The 18,836-nt window shown below is 61.0% G+C and carries 16 protein-coding genes; 6 read left to right on the top strand and 10 right to left on the bottom strand.

Features of this window, described 5'->3' with window-relative positions:
* The coding region (ileS, locus tag VFU66_RS13490; RefSeq protein WP_326446787.1) for an isoleucine--tRNA ligase at positions 1-2,363 on the bottom strand (2,363 nt) is incomplete at its 3' end.
* A gap of 307 nt (positions 2,364-2,670) precedes the next feature.
* Between ileS and VFU66_RS13485 the strand changes: the two genes are divergently transcribed.
* Complete coding sequence (locus tag VFU66_RS13485; protein WP_326446786.1) at positions 2,671-3,744, top strand: energy transducer TonB; 1,074 nt, start codon at positions 2,671-2,673, stop codon at positions 3,742-3,744.
* A gap of 123 nt (positions 3,745-3,867) precedes the next feature.
* Here VFU66_RS13485 and VFU66_RS13480 read toward each other — a convergent pair whose 3' ends face one another.
* From VFU66_RS13480 to VFU66_RS13470, 3 genes are read right to left on the bottom strand one after another with little or no spacing between them, the layout of a single operon-like run.
* A complete protein-coding gene (locus tag VFU66_RS13480) occupies positions 3,868-5,580 on the bottom strand; it encodes a methyl-accepting chemotaxis protein (protein ID WP_326446785.1) in 1,713 nt (570 codons plus the stop codon).
* A gap of 55 nt (positions 5,581-5,635) precedes the next feature.
* Positions 5,636-5,971, bottom strand: coding sequence for an energy transducer TonB (locus VFU66_RS13475; protein ID WP_326446784.1), 336 nt, complete (start codon positions 5,969-5,971; stop codon positions 5,636-5,638).
* A gap of 48 nt (positions 5,972-6,019) precedes the next feature.
* On the bottom strand, positions 6,020-6,679 hold the full coding sequence (locus tag VFU66_RS13470; RefSeq protein ID WP_326446783.1) for a class IV adenylate cyclase: 660 nt from the start codon (positions 6,677-6,679) through the stop codon (positions 6,020-6,022).
* Between VFU66_RS13470 and VFU66_RS13465 the strand changes: the two genes are divergently transcribed.
* Complete coding sequence (locus VFU66_RS13465) at positions 6,678-7,670, top strand: L-threonylcarbamoyladenylate synthase (protein ID WP_326446782.1); 993 nt, start codon at positions 6,678-6,680, stop codon at positions 7,668-7,670. The two genes, VFU66_RS13470 and VFU66_RS13465, sit on opposite strands and share 2 nt — an antisense overlap.
* A gap of 78 nt (positions 7,671-7,748) precedes the next feature.
* On the opposite strand, the gene VFU66_RS13460 is transcribed toward VFU66_RS13465, so the two are convergent.
* Positions 7,749-8,891, bottom strand: coding sequence for a DNA polymerase III subunit (locus VFU66_RS13460; RefSeq protein ID WP_326446781.1), 1,143 nt, complete (start codon positions 8,889-8,891; stop codon positions 7,749-7,751).
* A gap of 62 nt (positions 8,892-8,953) precedes the next feature.
* Here VFU66_RS13460 and hslR point away from each other — a divergent pair, with 62 nt between their 5' ends.
* A complete protein-coding gene (gene hslR, locus VFU66_RS13455) occupies positions 8,954-9,322 on the top strand; it encodes an Hsp15 family ribosome-associated heat shock protein (RefSeq protein WP_326446780.1) in 369 nt (122 codons plus the stop codon).
* Positions 9,323-9,705: 383 nt separating this feature from the next.
* On the opposite strand, the gene VFU66_RS13450 is transcribed toward hslR, so the two are convergent.
* Positions 9,706-10,578: an aldo/keto reductase gene (locus VFU66_RS13450; RefSeq protein ID WP_326446779.1), complete on the bottom strand. Its 873-nt coding sequence runs from the start codon at positions 10,576-10,578 to the stop codon at positions 9,706-9,708.
* 57 nt (positions 10,579-10,635) lie between these two features.
* Positions 10,636-11,310, bottom strand: coding sequence for a dTMP kinase (gene tmk, locus VFU66_RS13445; protein ID WP_326446778.1), 675 nt, complete (start codon positions 11,308-11,310; stop codon positions 10,636-10,638).
* A 121-nt stretch (positions 11,311-11,431) separates the two neighbouring features.
* Between tmk and VFU66_RS13440 the strand changes: the two genes are divergently transcribed.
* Complete coding sequence (locus VFU66_RS13440) at positions 11,432-11,581, top strand: hypothetical protein (protein WP_326446777.1); 150 nt, start codon at positions 11,432-11,434, stop codon at positions 11,579-11,581.
* Positions 11,582-11,591: 10 nt separating this feature from the next.
* Here VFU66_RS13440 and VFU66_RS13435 read toward each other — a convergent pair whose 3' ends face one another.
* Positions 11,592-11,942 (bottom strand): hypothetical protein, encoded by a 351-nt coding sequence (locus tag VFU66_RS13435; RefSeq protein WP_326446776.1) that lies wholly within the window; start codon positions 11,940-11,942, stop codon positions 11,592-11,594.
* A gap of 200 nt (positions 11,943-12,142) precedes the next feature.
* Between VFU66_RS13435 and VFU66_RS13430 the strand changes: the two genes are divergently transcribed.
* The gene (locus VFU66_RS13430) at positions 12,143-13,765 is read left to right on the top strand and encodes a rhamnogalacturonidase (RefSeq protein WP_326446775.1); all 1,623 of its coding nucleotides are present in this window, start codon (positions 12,143-12,145) and stop codon (positions 13,763-13,765) included.
* 57 nt (positions 13,766-13,822) lie between these two features.
* Complete coding sequence (locus VFU66_RS13425; RefSeq protein ID WP_326446774.1) at positions 13,823-16,171, top strand: glycosyl hydrolase family 95 catalytic domain-containing protein; 2,349 nt, start codon at positions 13,823-13,825, stop codon at positions 16,169-16,171.
* 25 nt (positions 16,172-16,196) lie between these two features.
* Here the strand turns inward: VFU66_RS13425 and VFU66_RS13420 are convergent, their stop codons facing one another.
* The gene (locus VFU66_RS13420; protein ID WP_326446773.1) at positions 16,197-17,807 is read right to left on the bottom strand and encodes a sodium:solute symporter family transporter; all 1,611 of its coding nucleotides are present in this window, start codon (positions 17,805-17,807) and stop codon (positions 16,197-16,199) included.
* Between the two features lie 43 nt (positions 17,808-17,850).
* Positions 17,851-18,836, bottom strand: a 986-nt coding sequence (locus VFU66_RS13415) for an alpha-L-rhamnosidase C-terminal domain-containing protein (protein ID WP_326446772.1), incomplete at its 5' end; no start/stop codon positions are given.

The following is an 18,836-nucleotide window of genomic DNA, read 5'->3' as shown; positions in this document are numbered from 1 at the left end:
TCTTTGAGGACGTCGAGGTAGAGCGCGCTGAGGTCTGTGTTCGTGAATTCGTTGAGGGCGTGGTAGGCGCGGTGGAATTCGAATTCGTCGTAGGCTTTGAGGATTTTTTCTGTTACCTGCGCGAGTCTGGCCAGGATGTATTGGTCCAGCGGTTCGAGCTTTGCGAAGTCCTGCACGGCGTTTGTGGCGGGGTCGAAGTCGTGCAGGTTGCCGAGCAGAAAGCGGAGGGTGTTGCGCAGCTTGCGGTAGTTGTCGCTGACGCGCTGCATGAGGTTTTCGCTGGCGGCTACGTCTTCGCGGAAGTCGACCGAGGCGACCCAGAGGCGGACGATCTCGCCGCCGAGACGTTTGGCGATGTCTACGGGATCGACGCCGTTGCCGAGTGATTTCGAGAAGGCGCGGCCTTGTTCGTCGAGCGTCCAGCCGCTGGTGGCGACCATCTTGTAGGGGGCGATGCCGCGCATTCCTACGGAGCAGAGCAGCGAGGAGTGGAACCAGCCGCGGTGCTGGTCGCCGCCTTCGGTGTAGAGGTCGGCAGGGTAGCGGAGTTCGTCGGGTTCCTGTTCGAGGACTGCGTGCCAGCTTGCTCCGGACTCGAACCAGACGTCGAGGATGTCCATCTCTTTGCGGAACTCTTCGTGGCCGCAGGCGCAGGCTGTGCCCTTGGGCAGAAGCTCGGGCGCTTCGTGCGTGTACCAGGCGTCGGCGCCTTCTTTGTGGAAGAGCTCGACGATGCTTTTGTTGATGGCTTTGTCGTTGAGCGGCGTACCGCACTTTTCGCAGAGGAAGACGGCGATGGGAACGCCCCAGATGCGCTGGCGCGAGATGCACCAGTCGGGGCGGGTGGCGATCATGTTGGAGATGCGCTCTTCGCCCCAGGCGGGGTCCCACTTTACTTTCTCGATCTCGTCGAGGGCGCGCTGGCGGAAGGTTTCGGGGTTCGTGCCCGAGAGATCAGACCGCAGGTCCTTCGACTCCGCGGCTTCGCCGCTCCGCTCAGGATGACAACTATTTTCTGATTCGGCGGGCATGGGGGTTTCCATGCCGATGAACCATTGCTCGGTGGCGCGGACGATGACGGGGTTGTGGCAGCGCCAGCAGTGCGGGTAGGAGTGCTGGAACTCGGTCGCGCTTAAGAGTGCGCCTTTGTCGCGGAGGACTTCGATGATGGTGGGGTTCGATTTGAAGACGGTCTGGTCTTCGTAGGGCTGTGCGGTGTGGCCTCCGTGCTGCGCGGTGTGGCGGTGGCGGCCAGCGTTGTCTACGTACTGGACTTCGGGCAGGTTATAGCGCTTGCCGGTGTAGAAGTCCTCTACGCCGTGGGCTGGCGCGGTGTGGACGGCTCCGGTGCCTTGTTCGGCGGTGACATAGGGCGCGACGACGCCGAGGACCTGGCGATCGAGGAAGGGATGCTGGAAGGTGGTGTGTTCGAGCGCGGAGCCTTTGAAGCGGGCGATTTCAGTGGCATCAAGCTTGCAGGCTTCGGCGGTCTGTTTGGCCAGGTCAGCGAGGACGATGTATGTGGCGCCGTCGGAGTTTTTGAGCGCGACGTAGTCCATCTCCGGGTTGAAGGCTACGGCGAGGGACGCGGGGAGCGTCCAGGGGGTGGTGGTCCAGATGATGGTGTAGACGTTCTGACCACCCAGCTCTGGTGAGATTGCGGCTGGGTCGCTCGTCAGCTTGTAGCGGACGTAGACGCTGGGGCTGGTGTGCTGCTCGTACTCGACCTCGGCTTCGGCGAGGGCGGTGCGGTCGTGGATGCACCAGTAGACCGGCTTGAGGCCCTTGTAGACGAAGCCTTTCTCGAAGAAGTCGTAGAAGGTCTCGACGATGGCAGCCTCGTACTTGAGCGACATAGTGAGGTATGGGTCGCGCCAGCGGCCGAAGACGCCGATGCGCTCGAACTGGCTGCGCTGGAGATCGACGTACTTCTGGGCGTACTCGCGGCAGGCGCGGCGGACGGCGATGGGGGCCATCTCGAGCTTTTTGCGCCCGAGTTGCTCGTCCACTTTGATCTCAATGGGGAGGCCGTGGCAGTCCCAGCCGGGGACGTAAGGGGCGTCGAAGCCGGCCATGGTCTTGGTTTTGACGACGAAGTCTTTAATGCACTTGTTGAGGGCGTGGCCGAGGTGGATGGCCCCGTTAGCGTAGGGAGGGCCGTCGTGGAGGATGTATTTGGGACGACCGGCGCTGGCGCGACGGATTTGGGCGTAGAGGTCCTGCTTCTGCCATGATTCCAGACGAATTGGCTCGTTGACGGGCAGGTTTGCCTTCATGGCAAAGTCCGTTTTCGGCAGATTAAGGGTTGATTTCAGCGCCCTTGCGGGCTCCGGCGCGGGCTTTTGGTCGGGTGTTTCCGGCATTCATTCCTCTTGGTTGCTGATGGGCGGAGGCGAAGATGGCTCCAAACTTCTATTGTAGCCGGATGCGGTTTTGGGGATGGAAGTGACGGACGTAACGTGGATGAGACATTCCGGGGGTAAAGTGCGTCCAAATGTTTGCAAGCGGAGGACGCTGAATGTTTGTAGAATGGTTACGGAGCCACGTGACGTGCGCTGACATAGGATGAAACCGGCAGGAGACCGGGGACGTTAACAGATTGTGAGTGAGTGCGCACGAATTGGATAGGGTGGACGGGCCGCGGCCAGGCTCCACCGAGGCGAGCAGTTTATGGCGAACATTACGGTGACACCTCCAGAGACGGAACCGGACAAACCGGCTCCTGTGCTTCGTCCGGCCGATGAGCCTCACTTGAATGAAGAGACCGACGGCTCGATGTGGGTGTCGTTGATCTCGAATATTCGAGATGCGTTCCGCAGGCCGGAGGAGCCGCTGCATCTGGAGTCGCGTCCGGCGGAGAATGACCTGATCATCCGTGAGGAAGGCGTGTGGGCCTCTCTGTGGGGCAGCGTGCGGGATGTGTTCTTTCCCGAGAAGCTGCCGCCGCTGGTGCTGGAGTCGAAGCCTATTGCCGTTGTGGATCGGATGAAGGTGAAGCGAGATCCGGTCTCGACTGCGATTGCCGTGGTGTTACATGGAATCGTCATTCTGCTGATCGCGTTTCTGCTGGCGAAGAAGGTGAAGTTTTCCGCTCCGGTGAAGGCCGAGGCGGTGACGGATGTTTCGATTCCGCCAATGGCTCCGATGAAAGCTCAGTCGATGGGCGGCGGAGGCGGGCAGCGCGGGCCGACGCCGGTGTCGAAGGGCTCGCCGCCGAAGTTTGCCGACCAGCAGATTGTTCCGCCGAAGGTTCCGCCGCTACAGCCGCCGAAGATTCAGATTCAGCCGACGGTTGAAGTACAGAAGGACGTTCACATGGCCAGCAACATGCCGAACTTCGGACTGCCGAATTCGCCACTGCCGGGTGTTTCGATGGGGAACGGAAGCGGGACTGGTCTGGGCTCGGGGAATGGTTCGGGCATCGGGCCAGGTTCGGGCGGAAATATCGGCGGTGGGCCAAAGCATATCGGCGGCGGTGTCTCGGCTCCGGTGCTGATCTACTCGGTCGAGCCGGAGTTTTCCGAAGAGGCGCGCAAGGCGAAGGTTGCGGGCAACGTGTTGGTGGATCTATGGGTCGATACGAACGGACTGCCGAGTCACGTGCATGTGGTTCGCGGTGTGGGCATGGGCCTGGATGAGAATGCCGTCGCCGCGGTGAAGCAGTACAAGTTCAAGCCGGCCATGGAGAATGGAAAACCGGTGCTGGTGGAACTGACTGTTGAGGTGAACTTCCAGATTTTCTAAAGGCAGGGTGTAGGGAATAGGGTGTAGAAACACGAATCCACGGCGCCGTGCAAGAAGAGGGTCCCTCCAACGAGGGACCCTCTTCTTGTTTTCTACACCCTACACCCTATTCCCTACACCCTGTTATGCGGGTTGGAGCGATGGGTTGATGCGGCGATCCGGGGTGGTGGGGCCGCGCATGACGCGCGACTCGGTAGTGGGCTGAAACTTGAAGCGATCAACCTGCTGTTCGAGTGCGACGGCGGTGGAGCGGAGCGATTCGACACCTGCGGCGGTGGTGGCCATCTCGGTCAGGTTTTCGTGGCTGAGCGAGTGGATCGAATCGAGGCTGGAGCTGGACTGGTCGGCGGCGACGGCTTGTTGCGAGGCAGCGATGGCAATCTGGGCGATCATGCGATCGACGCGCTCGGCCATGCCGATGATTTTTTCGAGCGCCTCGCCGGCCTGATTGGTGGTGACGACGCCCTTCTGGACGGTTTCGGTGCCGCTCTCCATGCTGGCGATGGCGGTGCGGGTGCGGTCCTGAATGCCCTGAATCATACTGGCGATCTCGCCCGTGGCCTGCGCGGTGGATTCGGCGAGGCGGCGAACTTCTCCGGCGACGACGGCGAATCCGCGTCCCTGGTCGCCAGCGCGGGCCGCTTCAATGGCGGCGTTCAGGGCGAGCAGGTTGGTTTTGCGGGCGATCTCGTCGATGACGGTGACGATCTGCGAGATCTTGCGGGAGTCTTCGCCGAGCAGGCCGACGGTGGATGAGGTGTCGCTAACGGCAGTGGCGATGGAGTGCATGTTGCCGAGCACTTCCTTGACGATGGAACCGCCGTCGCGTGCGGTCTCTGCGGCGTCGCGTGCGGTCTCGGCTGCGGACTGGGTGTGGCGGGAGACTTCGGCGATGGAAGCGGACATCTCCTGCATGGCGGTGGCTGCCTGCTGGGTCTGCTGACTCTGCTGGTCGATGCGGCGATGCATCTGGTCGCTGGCTGAACGCATGGACTGCGCGCTGCCGGTGAGCGAGCCCGCAGTGCTGACGACGGTGCCGATGATGCCGCTGAGGCTGGTCTGCATCTTCTCCATGGCGGCGGCGAGCGTGCCGATCTGGTCGCGGCTGTTGATGTCGAGCGTCTGGCCGGTGAGGTCTCCTGCGGCGATGGCGTCGGCTCGCTCGGCCACCATGCTGATGGCCTTGGTGATGCGGCGGGCGAGCAGGAACGAGACCAGGCCACCGACGATGGCGCCGAGGATGGTCGCAATCCAGAGCGTGTAGAGCGTGGCGCGGTTGGCGCTGCGCAGTTGCACAAGCGCCTGATTGGTCTGGACGCGCTGTGACTGTGCCATGTCAGAGATGGTGGCGTGGATGTTGCGTTCGAGCGGAAGGATCTGGTTTTGCAGGGTGTCGTAAGCCTGCGCGGTGCCTTGTGAGGTCTTGGTTTCGTTGAGCGCCTCGACTTTGTCTTCAAGCGGCTTGAGCGCGGCCATACCGGATTCGATGGAGGCAAGGCGCGGGCCGTCGGCGCCGAGGTCGAAGTGCATGGAGTCCTGGTGGAGCGTTTCGAGCGCGGCTTCGGCCTGATCGAACTGCTGTTTGCGTGCCGAACGGTAGGCAGCGGACGAGGCGGGATCGAGACCGAAGAGAATGTAGGACTCGAGCCCGCTGATGGTGTTGGTGAGATGCGAATCGACGTTGTTGCTGCCCATGAGCAGCGGGATGCGGTTGTTGTTGATCACGTTGGAGAGGTTGTCGGCCTCCTCGATGCGGATGTGGGCCGTGAAGGCGCTGAGAAGCATGGCCAGAATGAGGAAGCCGGTGCTGAGGCCGAGTTTGGATTCAAGTTTCATGGTTTTCCTTACCTTCGCGGTAGTGGTCTGAGAATGAGTGGGCCGGTGGCAGGCGCTACTGGCTGTCCATGTCGAAGTTGACGTCGATCTCGGAGACGGTGGGTTCGGGATTGGGGGCGAAGTGCCAGCGCTTGACGGCCTCCTCGGCGGCGGGCGCAAGCAGCGCGTGGCCGGATTCGACCTTGGTGCTGGAGACGTTGCCGTTGGCATCGACCGAGACAAGCAGCACAACGCGGCCGCCGATGTGCATACGGCGTGCGAGCTCCGGATAGACCGGCGCAACGCGGCTGACGACTGCGCGACGAACGTTGACGGCATGTGCAGTGCCGGCGCCGAGCGCCAGACTGCCTAAAGCAAGAAGTGTGGAAGATTTACGGATTCGTTTAGCCAAGGGAACCTCCATGGGATAGAGGTTGTATCGGCTGGGGCGATAGGGGCTTTAGCGATGCAGCAGCGCCGGTGCGGCGACTTCGTTGAAGGTGAGGTGCTCAGAGGATCTACCGGTGCGCAGCTTCCAGTCGAGGAAGAGCTTGCCGTAGCTGTCGGTCGTGCAGGAAGTGTGGTCAACGCCAAGTCTGGCGAGCGATTCGTCGATCCATGTGGGCGGCCCTTCGAGTTCGGCGAAGGCCCCGATGGGTGTCTCGTCGAGCACGAGGTGGGCGGTTACTTCGGTGCTGACGGGATAGGACCACTGAGTACGGAACTTTTCATAGATGAAGACCGGGACGTAGCCGAGGTTGCGAAAGACTTCAGCGAGTGCGGGGCCTTCGGCAACGATAGTCTCGGTTTCGATGCGGACTTTGTAGCGGGCTGCGGTGTCGGTCGCTTCGTCCACGGGCTGGCGCTTGTGGGTGACGGTGCAGAGTGCGCCGTACTGGCGGATGCGGAGGATTTCGCGGCGGGCGCGGAGGTCGCGCGCTGGGGTGTCGTAGAGCGTATTGTGCTCGAAGGTGCGTGGCGTTTCGAGATGAAAGCCGAGTTGGGTCAGGCGGGATTCGAGCGATGAAGGGTCGGCCACGGGGAACTTGAGTTCGATCTCGGCTGCCTGCATAGGTCGAGTATACGGCTGCTGCTCCTGCGGCGGATAGGATAGAAGCATGGTGACAGAGCGGCTGGAGGGTGGGCTGGGTGTGCTGCGCGCGGCAGAGCTGCTGCGGCGTGGCGGCACGGTGGCATTTCCGACTGAGACGGTCTATGGACTTGGCGCGAACGCGCTGAACGCTGCTGCCGTGGCTCGGATATTTGCCGCCAAGGAGCGTCCGGCGTGGGACCCGGTGATTGTGCATGTGGGCGATCAGGAGAAGGTCCCAGAGGTCGCTGAGGTTTCGACGAAGGCCGAGGCGCTGATGGCGGCGTTCTGGCCGGGGCCCCTGACGCTGTTGCTGCCGCGCACGAAGGCGGTGCCGGATTCGGTGACGGCGGGCAGACCTCTGGTGGGTGTGCGTATGCCCGCGCATCCGGTGGCTCTGGAGTTGATACTGACCGCGGGTGTGCCGGTGGCCGCGCCCAGCGCGAACCGCTTCGGCAGAACCAGCCCTACGACTGCCGCGCATGTGCTGGAGGATTTAGATGGGCGGATCGATGCGGTGCTCGATGGTGGGGCTACTTCGGTAGGGGTCGAGTCTACGGTGCTCGACGTGGAACAGATGCTCATCTACCGGCCGGGGGCGGTGACGGCGGAGATGATTCGTGCTGTGGCTGGCGCGGTGCGGATGTTTACGGGAAGTGTTTCGGTTGAGGCTCCTGCGAGTCTGCCTTCTCCGGGAGTAGGGATACGGCACTATGCTCCGCGAGCGCGGCTGGTGCTGGTTGAGAGCGAAGCTGAGCTGCGGGAGAAGGTTTTCGAGCTTATGGGTTCTGGCGAACAGGTGGGTGTGATGCTGCCCGATGGTTGGGGCGCTGGGCGACAGGTGCGAGAGTTCCCATGGGGCCCGTGGGATGATCCGGCGGCTCTTGCGCGGCGGCTGTTTGCCGGGCTGCGGGAGTTGGATGAGGCGGGGGTTGGGGTAATTGTGTGCCCTATGCCTGCTGCCGGAGGTTTGGGTGATGCTTTGCGCGACCGGCTGGCGAAGGCTGCGCGGGTGAAGTGAGAACAGGCAACGGCAAAGGCAACTGCGGGGATTCTTCGCTTCGCTCAGAATGACAGTGTGCGTGGTGAGTTCTTTTGTTTAGCGGGCAGCGAGGGTGAGTTGTCCGGCGTAGGCGTCGAGCGACAGGGAACGGAGGAGGTTGCGGCGCATTCCGCTCTGGACCTGATCGAGGCCGCGCGAGGCCAGCTCGATCCACTCGAACGTGAGGGATTGGCTGAGGCGTTCGAGTTCGGGGCGGAGGTCGGTGTTGCGAAGGAGTTCGGGTGTGCCTGCCTGGAGCAGCAGCAGGTCTTCGAGCACGAGCGAGAGCGTGCGCAGCAGCGCGGATGTCTTTTGCTGGCCTTCGGCGCCGGCACGGTAGGTCTCGGTCATTTTGAAGAGGGCGGTGTGGTCGGGCTCGGCTGATGCGTTGCGGATGAGCAGCATGGCGTCGGCGCGGGCGGCGATGTAGGTTTCGAGGTCGAAGCTGAGCGCGCGGCCCGCCGCTCCCTGGGCCAGACGCGCAATCAGGTTGCGCTGTTTAGGGTTGATGTCGGGACGGCGATCTGCCAGAAGCATCTCAATCTCTTCAACCGGCAGCGCGCCGAGCCGGACCATTGCGCAGCGCGAGCGGATGGTCGGCAGCAACTCGCCGGGATTTTCCGCGAGGATGAAGATGTGGACGGTCGCGGGCGGCTCTTCGAGCACCTTGAGCAGGGAGTTTGCCGCCTCTTTCATAAAGCTGGCCGCCGTAATGATGAAGATTTTCTTCGGCGCTTCGCTGGGCAGGTAGTTGGCGCTGTGGATGAGCGAGCGCACCTGGCCGAGTTTGATGAGAAGCTGCGGCGGGTCGGGCGGGATGATGAGCACGTCGGGATGCGGCTGGATGAGAACGCGCGTGTCTTTTTTGTCGGTCTCGCGCAGATCTTCGCGCGCGACGACGGCTTTGTCCACTTCTTCGTCGAGGTTAGCGGCGGTGAGGATGCGGGTGCAGTTGTGGCAGACGCCGCAGAAGCCGGCCAGCGAGACGCCGTTCGACCAGAGATCGCGCGGCTGACGCTCGCACTCGACGGCCATCGCCAGCATCAGGGCGAGTGTGTATTTTCCTGCTCCGGCTGCGCCGCTGAGGATGATTGAGTGCGGCAGGCGTCCGGCGGCGATGGCCGTGCGCAGATGCTCGACAGCAGCGGAGTTGCCGAGGAAATCGTTGAACATGGTCGGAAATGTTGCGGCTTCTGGCATCAGATTGAAGGATAAATGATTCGGCTCGGGCTGGTTATCATTATGGAATGGATTCGGTGCGGATGGACAAGTGGCTCTGGGCTGCACGGTTTTTCAAGACGCGGGCGCTGGCGGCAAAGGCGTGCGAACTGGGCAGGGTGCAGTCTGGTACGGTGGTGGCCAAGGCTGCGCGCGACGTCCGCGTGGGCGACATGCTGCGCGTGAAGAATGCGAGCGGAGAGTTTGTGGTCGAAGTGCTGGGTGTGAGCGAGGTGCGCGGGTCGGCGACGGTTGCGCAGACGATGTATCGGGAGACGGACGAGAGCAAGGAACTGCGAAGGAAGTTGGCCGAAGCGGCGCGGGCGATGCCGGTGTATGAGTCTACGTGGGAGAGCGGCCGGCCGACCAAACGCGACCGCAGGCAGATGAACCGGGTTCGCGGGCGCGGGTAGAGCGTCTTCATAGGAATAGTCCGACGCAGGCCGATGCCCCACGCAGATTCCCTTCGGGAATGACAACGAAAAGGTGTGGACTGCTTCGGGGATGAGGATGTCACCGGGACTGCACCTCGAGGAAAACAGCTATCGGCGAGTCGAGACTGGCGGATTGAACTGTTTACTTTTCCACCCATCGCAAAAAGCGCGATGGATGGGGCACCCCGGCGTTGATGCCGGTTGAGGAAAGCAGATTCCTCCGCTGCGCTACGGAATGGAAATTTCAAAAGGCCGCGGAATGGAAATGCAAAAGGCAGCGGAATGGAAATGCAAAAGGCTGCGGAATGGAAATTTCAAAAGGTGGAAGCTGCGGTGGTCGTTGTTGATGAGCGGAATTGCTCTCAGGCGGCAGCGATTCGTTCGGTCAGGTCGTTCTGCTCGGATTGGGATTCGGCGCCGATGGTGAAGGCGTCGAGGACGCCGCTGTTGAGCGCGAATTGGATTGCTTCAGACTGACGGTGGCGCAGGTCGCCCTGGCCGAGAATCTTCATTCCGACGATGCCTTTGCCAGAGGCGCGCATCTGTTTGATGACGCCGATGACTGTGTCGGGGGCAGCGTCCATGTGCGAACCGATAGGGTTCAGGCGGACGAGGTCGATCTCGACCCACGGAGACGCAGCGGCTGCGCGCAGGGCTTCGATGGAATGGCAGGAGCAGCCGTGTGCGCGGATGATGCCTTTTTCCTTGGCTTCGGAGAGCACGTCCATGATGCCGCGATAGCGAGTGGTCCAGTCGGATTCGGTGACGCAGTGGATGAGGAGAATGTCGATGTAATCGACGCCCAACTCCTTGCGGAAGCGGTCGAGGTCGGCGCGCATGGTGGTTGGGTCACGGTGGTCGGACTTGGTGAGGATCGTGACTTTATCGCGTGGAAGCTGTTTGACGGCAGCGGCGACATAGGGATGGCTGCCGTAGGAGTCGGCGGTATCGAAGAAGCGCAGGCCATTGGTGTGGTAGCCGTCGAGCAGAAGGCGCGTGAGGGGGCTCATGCCGAGGCGTGTCTGATTGGAGTGGCCGGCGTAGCCGATGGTGCCGGTGCCCATGGCGAGACGGCTGGTGCGGATGCCTGTCTTGCCGAGTGTGACGGTGTCGTGCGCGGCGTATTTGTGCGTTGGCGCGTCGAAGGCAAGGACGGCGGCGAGGGATGTCCTGTGGCCGAGCCACGCCGCGCTGAGTCCGGTAGCGGTTTTGCGAAGGAAGTCTCTCCTGAGCATGGCGCACCTCACCTGAGGAGAGCATACGCCAGGCCGCCGGAGATGCACAGCCTGGGTTCATCCGACGGGTTGGGCCAGCCTGACGGCAACGATTTCGCGAATATGGGCGTGTATCTGCTCGATGGAGGCGTCTTCGCGGATGGGGAAGACGCGGTGCGGCTCGCGGGCCGCGATCTCTTCGTACTTGGAATGAATGCGACGGTAGAAGTCGTCCGGCTCGCTCTCGAAGCGGTTCTCATCGGCGCCTTTTTTCTGCGTGTTGCGTTGGTTGCGGCGGCGGGCTCGTTTGAGCGAGGCCTCGAGCGACGGCAGGAGCAGGATGGTCAGATCGGGCTGAAGATTGTCGCAGGCGGCGGCATGCATCTCCAGAATGCGCTGGCTGCCAAGTTGGCGGCCTCCGCCCTGGTAGGCCTCCGACGAGTCGGTGTAGCGGTCGCAGAGGACGATGCTGCCTGCGGAGAGCGCGGGCAGGATGACTTCGTGGATGGCCTGCGCACGGTCAGCGAACATCAGCGCCATCTCGGTGGCAGGGGCGATGTGGCCCAGGGTGGACTCGGAGCGGGAGTCGAGCAGAATGGAACGGATACGGTCGCCGAGCGCCGTGCCGCCGGGTTGGCGCAGGGTGACGAGAGCCCGGCCTTCGGTCTCAAGCGAGTCGGCAAGGAGGCGAAGCTGGGTGGTTTTGCCTGAACCATCCAGGCCCTCGAAGGTAATAAAGAATCCGCGCGGCATAGGGACAGATTACCGCAGGCTGCGCACGGCGCATCTTAGGAGGATAGTGGTGTTCCCGCCTCGATAACTGACCGGCGGGCGGCACACTTTCCGCAGGCAAAGCCGGCAGAAGGAGGACCCGATGATCATTCTTTGTATTGTGATTGTAGCCATCGCCGTTCCGCTGTTCATGCTGGTTTCGGGAGACAACCGGAAGCGGAAGCATCAGAACCCCCATCCTTTCGACGCTTCGGCGGAACCGAAGAAGCCCCGAGCACCGGACGTGGATTAGCTCGGTTGCGTTACGAGTGTGGATGCGGGATGGGGATCCAGCGCACGCCATCGGGCGTAATGATGATCTCAAGCGGGCCCTTGTCTCCTTCTTTCAGAAACGGCCCTTCGGATTTTTTATTGTGGAAGTTACTGGTGGTGTAGGTAAGGCTGATATTGCCGGAGCCGATGACCTTGAAGCTGTAATCAAAAGTTGCCCCGGGAGCGAGGCTTTGCGTGCCGAAGCTGGCGCTGGGGTAATCGACTTCGAGCAGGTCGATGGGCTGGCGGGTGCTGTTGATGATGATGGCGGTTACGTGCGGGGATTTGCAGCCGACGACGGCCAGGAGAACGAAGAGGGCTGCTGCTGCGAGAGGACGCATACAGGTTAAGAGTATCAGTTGACGGTGACGCGGTACCTGGAAGAGAGGCCGAGTGTTTTCGTGCGCCCTTCTCGATTTTCATTGACGAATATAGTAGTTCGTATGTAGAAATTCATGCATCGGTTGGTTTGGCCTGCGGATGAGCTGGAAATGGATACGTATCCAACAGCCTTCAGGCCGCGCAAAAGAAAGGTGAGTGGATGGAGCCATTTCGCAGGAACTTTCTCAAACTGGCAGGTTCGGGGCTGGCTGGCATGGCCGCGTCGGCCATCGTTGCTCCGGGTGCAAGAGCGGAGGCTGCCGTGCCGGTTCCGGCTGCGGGTACAAGCAGCGTCTACGATGTGCGGACGTTCGGCGCGACTGGCAATGGAACGACCATCGATTCGCCGGCGATCAACAAGGCAATTGAGGCGGCGGCAGCAGCGGGCGGAGGGACAGTGCTCTTCCCGGCGGGCGTCTATGCAAGCTACTCAGTTCGGCTGAAAAGCAACATTGCTCTGTATCTGGAGCAGGGTGCGACGCTGCTGGCGGCGAGCACTCCGCTGGAAGGGACGGAGCATGGATACGATGCTGCCGAGTCGAATCAGCCGTGGGAGAGCTATCAGGACTATGGGCACAACCACTGGCACAACAGCCTGATCTGGGGCGAGAACATCAGCAACTTCGCAATACTTGGCCCGGGACTGATCTGGGGCAGGGGGCTGAGCCGAGGGCTTTCGCATCGAGACAAGACCCTGCCCAGCGCGGAGACTCCGGGCGCCGGCAACAAGGCGATTGCATTGAAGAACTGCCACAACGTGATTCTGCGCGATTTTTCGATTCTTGCTGGTGGACACTTCGGCATTCTCGCCACAGGCGTGGACAACCTGACGATTGACAACCTGAAGATCGATACGAACCGCGACGGCATGGACATCGACTGCTGCCGCAATGTGCGTGTCTCGAATTGCAGCGTGAACTCACCGTGGGACGATGGCATCTGCCCGAAGAGCTCGTTTGCGTTGGGGTATGCACGCGCCACGGAAAATGTGACCATCACGAACTGCTACGTTACGGGCGACTACCAGATGGGCACGTTGCTGGACGGAACTTTCAAGCGGTGGGGGCCTGAGTTCAAGGTCGTGCCGACGGGGCGCATCAAGTGCGGAACGGAGTCGAACGGCGGCTTCAAGAACATCACCATCTCGAACTGCGTCTTTGAGAGTTGCCGCGGCTTTGCGCTGGAGACGGTCGATGGCGCGCTGCTGGAAGACATCACGTTTGTTGGCGTGACGATGCGCGACATTCGCAACTCGCCGATCTTTTTGCGCCTGGGCACGCGGATGCGCGGGCCGCAGGGAACACCGGCGGGTACGCTGAAGCGCGTCATCATGAGCAATATCACCTGCCACGGCGCGGTTGCGGAACTGCCCTCGATTATCAGCGGAGTGCCCGGGCACAACATCGAAGACGTCAAGATCAACGATGTGTATCTGCACCAACTGGGCGGAGGCACAAGCGAGATGGCCGCTCTCAATCCTCCGGAGAAAGAGAACGACTATCCGGAGCCGAGGATGTTCGGCACGTTGCCTGCCACAGGATTTTTCGTTCGCCACGTCAAGAACATCGAGTTCGGGAATGTGGAGATTGCAATCGAGAAGCCGGATGCGCGGCCTGCATTCTGGCTCAATGATGTTGATGGTGCTGACTTCTTTCGCATCAAGGCGGGCAATGCCAACAGTGCGCCGAGCTTCAAACTCAACAAGGTGAAGGACTTTCGTGTCTTCGGCAGCCGCTCGATCAAGGATGTCGTCGAAGACAAGATTGACAGCAGGGAGTTCTGAGTGAAGACACGCGCCGGGGTTTTGGTTTCAACAGAATTAGGAACGCTGCCGGGAACGTTGGCGCTGCTACTCATTTGGACGCTGGGAACATCAGGCGTCTGCGTCGGTCAGAAGCCCGCCGCCGCACGCGATTGGAATGTCGTGCAAGGGTTGGTTGGTGCGATACACGGCGTTGCAACGTCACCGCCCAGCGGAATCGTCACTCCGAAATTTACCTCAGGCGCGCTGATGGGTAACGGGGACATAGGTGTGACAGCAGGAGGAACGACGACTTCGCAGCGGTTTTATTTTGCGAAGAGCGACTTCTGGGGGACGCACTGGAATACGCGCCACAATGCGCCGGAGGTTTCGATTCTCTCGCTTGGGAGCCTCACGGTTTCGTCGCATGTACCCTCCAGTGGCGCAGATGCGGTCTACCGAATGGACCAGGACATCCTGAATGCCGAAGTGCTGACAACGCTCAGGATGGGCAGTGCGACGGTCCACATGCGTTCGTGGACTGCGGACGGGGAGAACATCTTCGTAACGGAGCTTGCTGCTGACGGAGACGTGCCGCTACAACTCACGCTGGCGATGCCGGCGCCCGACTCCGTGCCCCACACAACGCTGCCTTCGGCGGCAGGTGGCAGAGATGGCATGTTGTGGAGCAGCCGCGAGAACAATCCCACGACAGCGAACGACTACCAGTCGCATGCGGCGATTGCTGTCCGCTTGCTGGGGGCAGATGTTTCCGGCATTGAGTCGTCTGCGAACAGCGTTGTTGGCTCGTTTACGCTCAAGGGGGGAACGTCTGCCTGGATCATTACGACGTTCAAAAGCGACAGCCGCATCGGCCCCGGCGGCGAAAGCACGTCCGCGCTGGTTACGTCCGCGATGAGCGAAGCGCAGGCTCAGACGCCCGCTGCCCTTGCTGCGCTTGAAGCCGCGCACAAAGAGTGGTGGAAGCAGTTCTGGCTCAAGTCGTTTGTCGAAGTTCACGACAAGGCGCTCGAAGACTACTACTACGGTGCGTTGTACGTGCTGGGATCGAGCAGCAGGCCGGGGCATCTTGCCCCGTCGCTGTGGGGCAACTTCGTTACCACCGACGACGCGGCGTGGGGCGGACGCTACTTCATGAACTACAACGAAGAGGCTCCGTTTTACGGTGTGTTTTCGAGTAACCATCCAGACCTTGCGAAGCCGTATAACCGCATGGTCCTTGCGCAGATTCCGTGGCAGGAGAACAGGACCGCAGCCGCCGGTTATAGGGGCGTCTCGTTCCAGCGCACGTTCTCGCCTTTCACGATGTTCGAGCCCGTGCCGCAGCCTGTGGCTGTAGCCGCAGTCAAGGACTATAGGAAGCTGCCCTCCGATCAGAAGTCGAATGCGACCTTCAGCGCGTTGCCGCTGATGGATTACTACGAATACACCCGGGACGAGGTCTTCCTCCGCGACCAGCTTTATCCAGCTCTGAAGAAGCTGGATGCCTTCTGGCGTGACTTTGCTGTTCGGGATTCGACCGGGACGAAGTGGATCTTCGAGCACAGCTCCGCGCATGAGGGAGGCGACGATGTGAACCCGAACCTCGACATCGGGTTTGCGCGGCGAGTGGAGCGCGAGCTGATCGAAACAAGCGAGACCCTGAATGTTGACGCTGGAATGCGGCCTGTGTGGCAGCAGTTTCTCGATCAGCTTGCTCCGTATCCAACCGGTGTGGTCAACGGCAAGGCTGTGTATCTTATCGCATCGCATATCAAAAACAAGATCAAGGACCAGGGATTGTTTGAGCCAGGCGACCAGCCCATTAATCTTGAAGGCGTTGTGTTTCCCGGGGAAAATCTCGCGCTTGGCGGCGACACCGAACAGTTACAGATGGCGCGCAACTCGATGCAGGAGATGAACTCGTGGGGAGTGACGCGCGGCGGCAACAGCAACAACGGCTTTTGCAAGATATTCCCCATTGCGGCCCGGATCGGATGGCCGGCCGACGATCTCATCAACAAATTCAAGGCTGCGATTCTGTATCAGTGGCGTCCGAGCAACCTGACGGTCTTTCAAGGCGGGGGCGGCATCGAGACAGTGGGTTCGATCGAGGCGCTGGACTCGATGCTGTTGCAGCATGAAGACGGCGTGCTGCGAGTCTTCCCGGACTGGCCCTCGTCGAAGGATGCCTCATTTACGCGGCTTCGTGCCAAGGGTGCGTATCTCGTCTCAAGCGAACAGCAGAAGGGCACGGTCCGCTTCATCGAGATCACGAGTGAATTTAGTGGCACACTTGTCGTCCAAAATCCCTGGGGCGCGCATCCGGTCAGGGTGATCCGTGACGGCTCATCTGAAAGCGAGACGTTGAAGCCGGACGGCAATCAGCGAATCACGCTTGTAACCGTGCGCGGAGTTCGCTATCGGGTCGTGCCTGTCAGTCAGTAGGGCGAGCGAGCATAGGAAAGCTGCGTTACCGGAAGATGATGTTCAGCACCAGACAGGCTGCAAGAACGCCGCCGGCGAGCGCCCACGTGCCTGCTGAGATATGTCTGGATTTCGATTCGTGAGTCAGGTAGGTGATGCCTACGAGTTCTTCCCGCGATTTGGAGCGCGTGAAGAGGCTGATGACGGTCGTTGCTACAGCGCAGGAGCCGCAGCCGTAGATGGCTCCGTAAAAGTCGGCAAGCATTTCGCTTCCATACACAAGAAGATGGAAGTGGACCAGCAGGTTGTGCGCGATGGAAACAATCAGGCCCGTCAGCAAGCCGTAGAAGCCAGCTTCGGGCGTGGCCCAGGTGGTGAACATGCCAAGCAGAAACGTCGCAAAGAGCGGAGCGTTGAACAGGGAGAACAGGAGTTGCAGGTAGTCCATCAGGTTGTTGTAGCGCAGGGCGATGTATGCCGTGGCAATGCTGATGCTTGTAGCTACGGCGACGGTGATTCTTCCTACTGCAAGGTAGTGCGCGTCGTCCTGATTAGGCTTGATGTGCGCGCGATACAGATCATGCGTCCAGAGCGTTGCCAGCGCGTTGATGTTTCCAGCCAGGCCCGACATGAGGCTGGCAAGGATGGCGGAGATGCCCAGGCCCAGCAGCGCGCGTCCATAGTAGTGCCGCATGAGGAAGGGCAGTGCCTGGTCATAGCGTGGATGGTTGCCGTGCAGAAAAAACACAGCAGCGGCCATGCCGGGAAGAATGACCAGGACTGGAAAACTTAGCTTCACGATTGCCGCGAATAACGGTGTGCGAATGGAGCCTTCGACGGTGCGCGCCGCCAGCGCTCTTTGAATCAGCACAAAATCGGTGCACCAATATCCGCAACTGAGGACAAAGCCAAGGCCGAAGACCACGCCGATGACGTCCATGGCTGCGGTCGAGTGCCCGGCCACCGGCATGGAGACCCAGAGGTGTGTCATGGTCGCGGGAAGGTCTTTGGCCATACCGTGAAGTCCATGGAAATCGTGCAGGACGAAATAGACGAGCGGAGCGAGGCCCGCAACCGTCAATGCAAGCTGCATCACTTCGTTGTAGATGGTTGCTCGCAGCCCGCCGGTCAGCACGTAGCACAGCACCACGGAAGAGGCGATGGAGACGACGTTGAAAAAGCTCCAGCCGAAGAAGACGTGCAGCACGGTTCCGATGGCGTACAGGCTGATTCCGGAGATGAACGACATCAGGGCGGCAAGGCACAGTGCGCTCAGGATCTGGGTGGCGTCGTTGTAGCGAATCCGCAAAAAATCGGGCACGGTCATCGCCCGGCTGCGGGTATAGACCGGCATCATAAACACGGACAGAAACACCATGGCCGGGATGGCGCCGATCCAGTAGAAGTGCAGCGCCAGGGCGCCGTACTTCGCGCTGGCAGCAGTCAGGCCGACAATGTCGAGCGCCCCGCAGTTTGCCGCAACGAATGAGATTGAAGTGATGGCGGTCGGCAGCATACCGCGCGCATGCAAAAACTGCCGCGAGGTTAAGGAGCTTTTTCGCGCCAAATAGCCGATAGCAATGGTTGCCGCCAGATAAACGCCGGCAATGGAGAGAGTGACCGCTTTGGATGACGTTTCAACCAATGCTGCGATCATAGTGCATCGCAGATGCAGTGCGACCCCCTCGATCTCGGTTTCGTTATTGCGCGCTCAGCGCATTGTGCCCCGCCGCGTTCAACGTCACGATTCTTCGCGTCCCGTCTTCCGCAGCGGTTGTGCTCTGCTCTTTGCCATTGACCAGAACATGCTCCTTCGTCGAAGCGACAGGTACGGCAACGCGTGCGACGACGCCCTCAGGCACGTCCACTGAGATGGAGGTGTTGGAGCCCTCACGTTGCACGTCCACCTTGAGCAGGCCGTGCGGCGTGGGCTCCGCTCCCTTGGCCCATTGCAGGTCAATCAAGTCTGGGCGAATGTTGACTGTGCTGAATCCGGGGCCGGTGGGCTGGATGCCCAGTACCTGCTCCATCAGCCATGCCGTCGGACCTGCGGACCATCCGTGAGCAAGGCTGACGAAGTAGCCTGAACGTCCGTCGGCCTGGAGCGATGCATGGAAGTCGCTCTTGAACCAGTCGAGGTCATAGGCCTCCCAGAAGCTCGTTGCGCCTTCATCGAGCATGCCGCCCCAGTACTGTCGCATCCAGTCAAGCGCGGCCTTGCGATGGTTCATGTCGGCCATCGCGCGAAGGACATAGTAGTTGTAGTAAGGCGTGATGGTGAGCGCGTTGAACTTTTCGTGGCCGACGTGCGAGAGCACATGGTCCCAGATGGCGCTGTACTGATCAGGGCCGGCGAGGCCGCCCATCACGGCTGCGGCGTTGGTCTGCCAGCGCAGGCCGAAGGTGCCTGTGGCCGGGTCGAGCAAGTATTTTTCGGCAGCGGCCTTTGTCGCTTCGGCGCGGGCTTCGTACTTGCCGGCATTGGCGGTGTCGCCAAGTTCGTTGAGGAGCCAGGCAGCGTCGCGGTATGCGCGGTAAAACTCGATCGTCGTCGCACGTCGCGCCTCAGGCGTATCGCCGCTCAGGTCGGGAGACCAGTCCACGAAGAGCCATACGTTCGAGTTATTCGCGAAGATTCCGCGCGAGTCGAAGTCAGCATCAACGTAGTTCAGCAACTGAAGCATCC

The sequence above is a fragment of the Edaphobacter sp. genome (assembly GCF_035763405.1).
Classification (GTDB): domain Bacteria; phylum Acidobacteriota; class Terriglobia; order Terriglobales; family Acidobacteriaceae; genus Edaphobacter.
This window is presented reverse-complemented; position numbering and strand designations above follow the sequence as displayed.

Coding starts and splice junctions, on each gene's coding strand:
- VFU66_RS13485 (WP_326446786.1), top strand. CDS start 2,671: ATGGCGAACATTACGGTGACACCTCCAGAGACGGAACCGGACAAACCG.
- VFU66_RS13480 (WP_326446785.1), bottom strand. CDS start 5,580: ATGAAACTTGAATCCAAACTCGGCCTCAGCACCGGCTTCCTCATTCTG.
- VFU66_RS13465 (WP_326446782.1), top strand. CDS start 6,678: ATGGTGACAGAGCGGCTGGAGGGTGGGCTGGGTGTGCTGCGCGCGGCA.
- VFU66_RS13470 (WP_326446783.1), bottom strand. CDS start 6,679: ATGCTTCTATCCTATCCGCCGCAGGAGCAGCAGCCGTATACTCGACCT.
- VFU66_RS13460 (WP_326446781.1), bottom strand. CDS start 8,891: ATGCCAGAAGCCGCAACATTTCCGACCATGTTCAACGATTTCCTCGGC.
- hslR (WP_326446780.1), top strand. CDS start 8,954: ATGGACAAGTGGCTCTGGGCTGCACGGTTTTTCAAGACGCGGGCGCTG.
- VFU66_RS13450 (WP_326446779.1), bottom strand. CDS start 10,578: ATGCTCAGGAGAGACTTCCTTCGCAAAACCGCTACCGGACTCAGCGCG.
- tmk (WP_326446778.1), bottom strand. CDS start 11,310: ATGCCGCGCGGATTCTTTATTACCTTCGAGGGCCTGGATGGTTCAGGC.
- VFU66_RS13440 (WP_326446777.1), top strand. CDS start 11,432: ATGATCATTCTTTGTATTGTGATTGTAGCCATCGCCGTTCCGCTGTTC.
- VFU66_RS13435 (WP_326446776.1), bottom strand. CDS start 11,942: ATGCGTCCTCTCGCAGCAGCAGCCCTCTTCGTTCTCCTGGCCGTCGTC.
- VFU66_RS13430 (WP_326446775.1), top strand. CDS start 12,143: ATGGAGCCATTTCGCAGGAACTTTCTCAAACTGGCAGGTTCGGGGCTG.
- VFU66_RS13420 (WP_326446773.1), bottom strand. CDS start 17,807: ATGATCGCAGCATTGGTTGAAACGTCATCCAAAGCGGTCACTCTCTCC.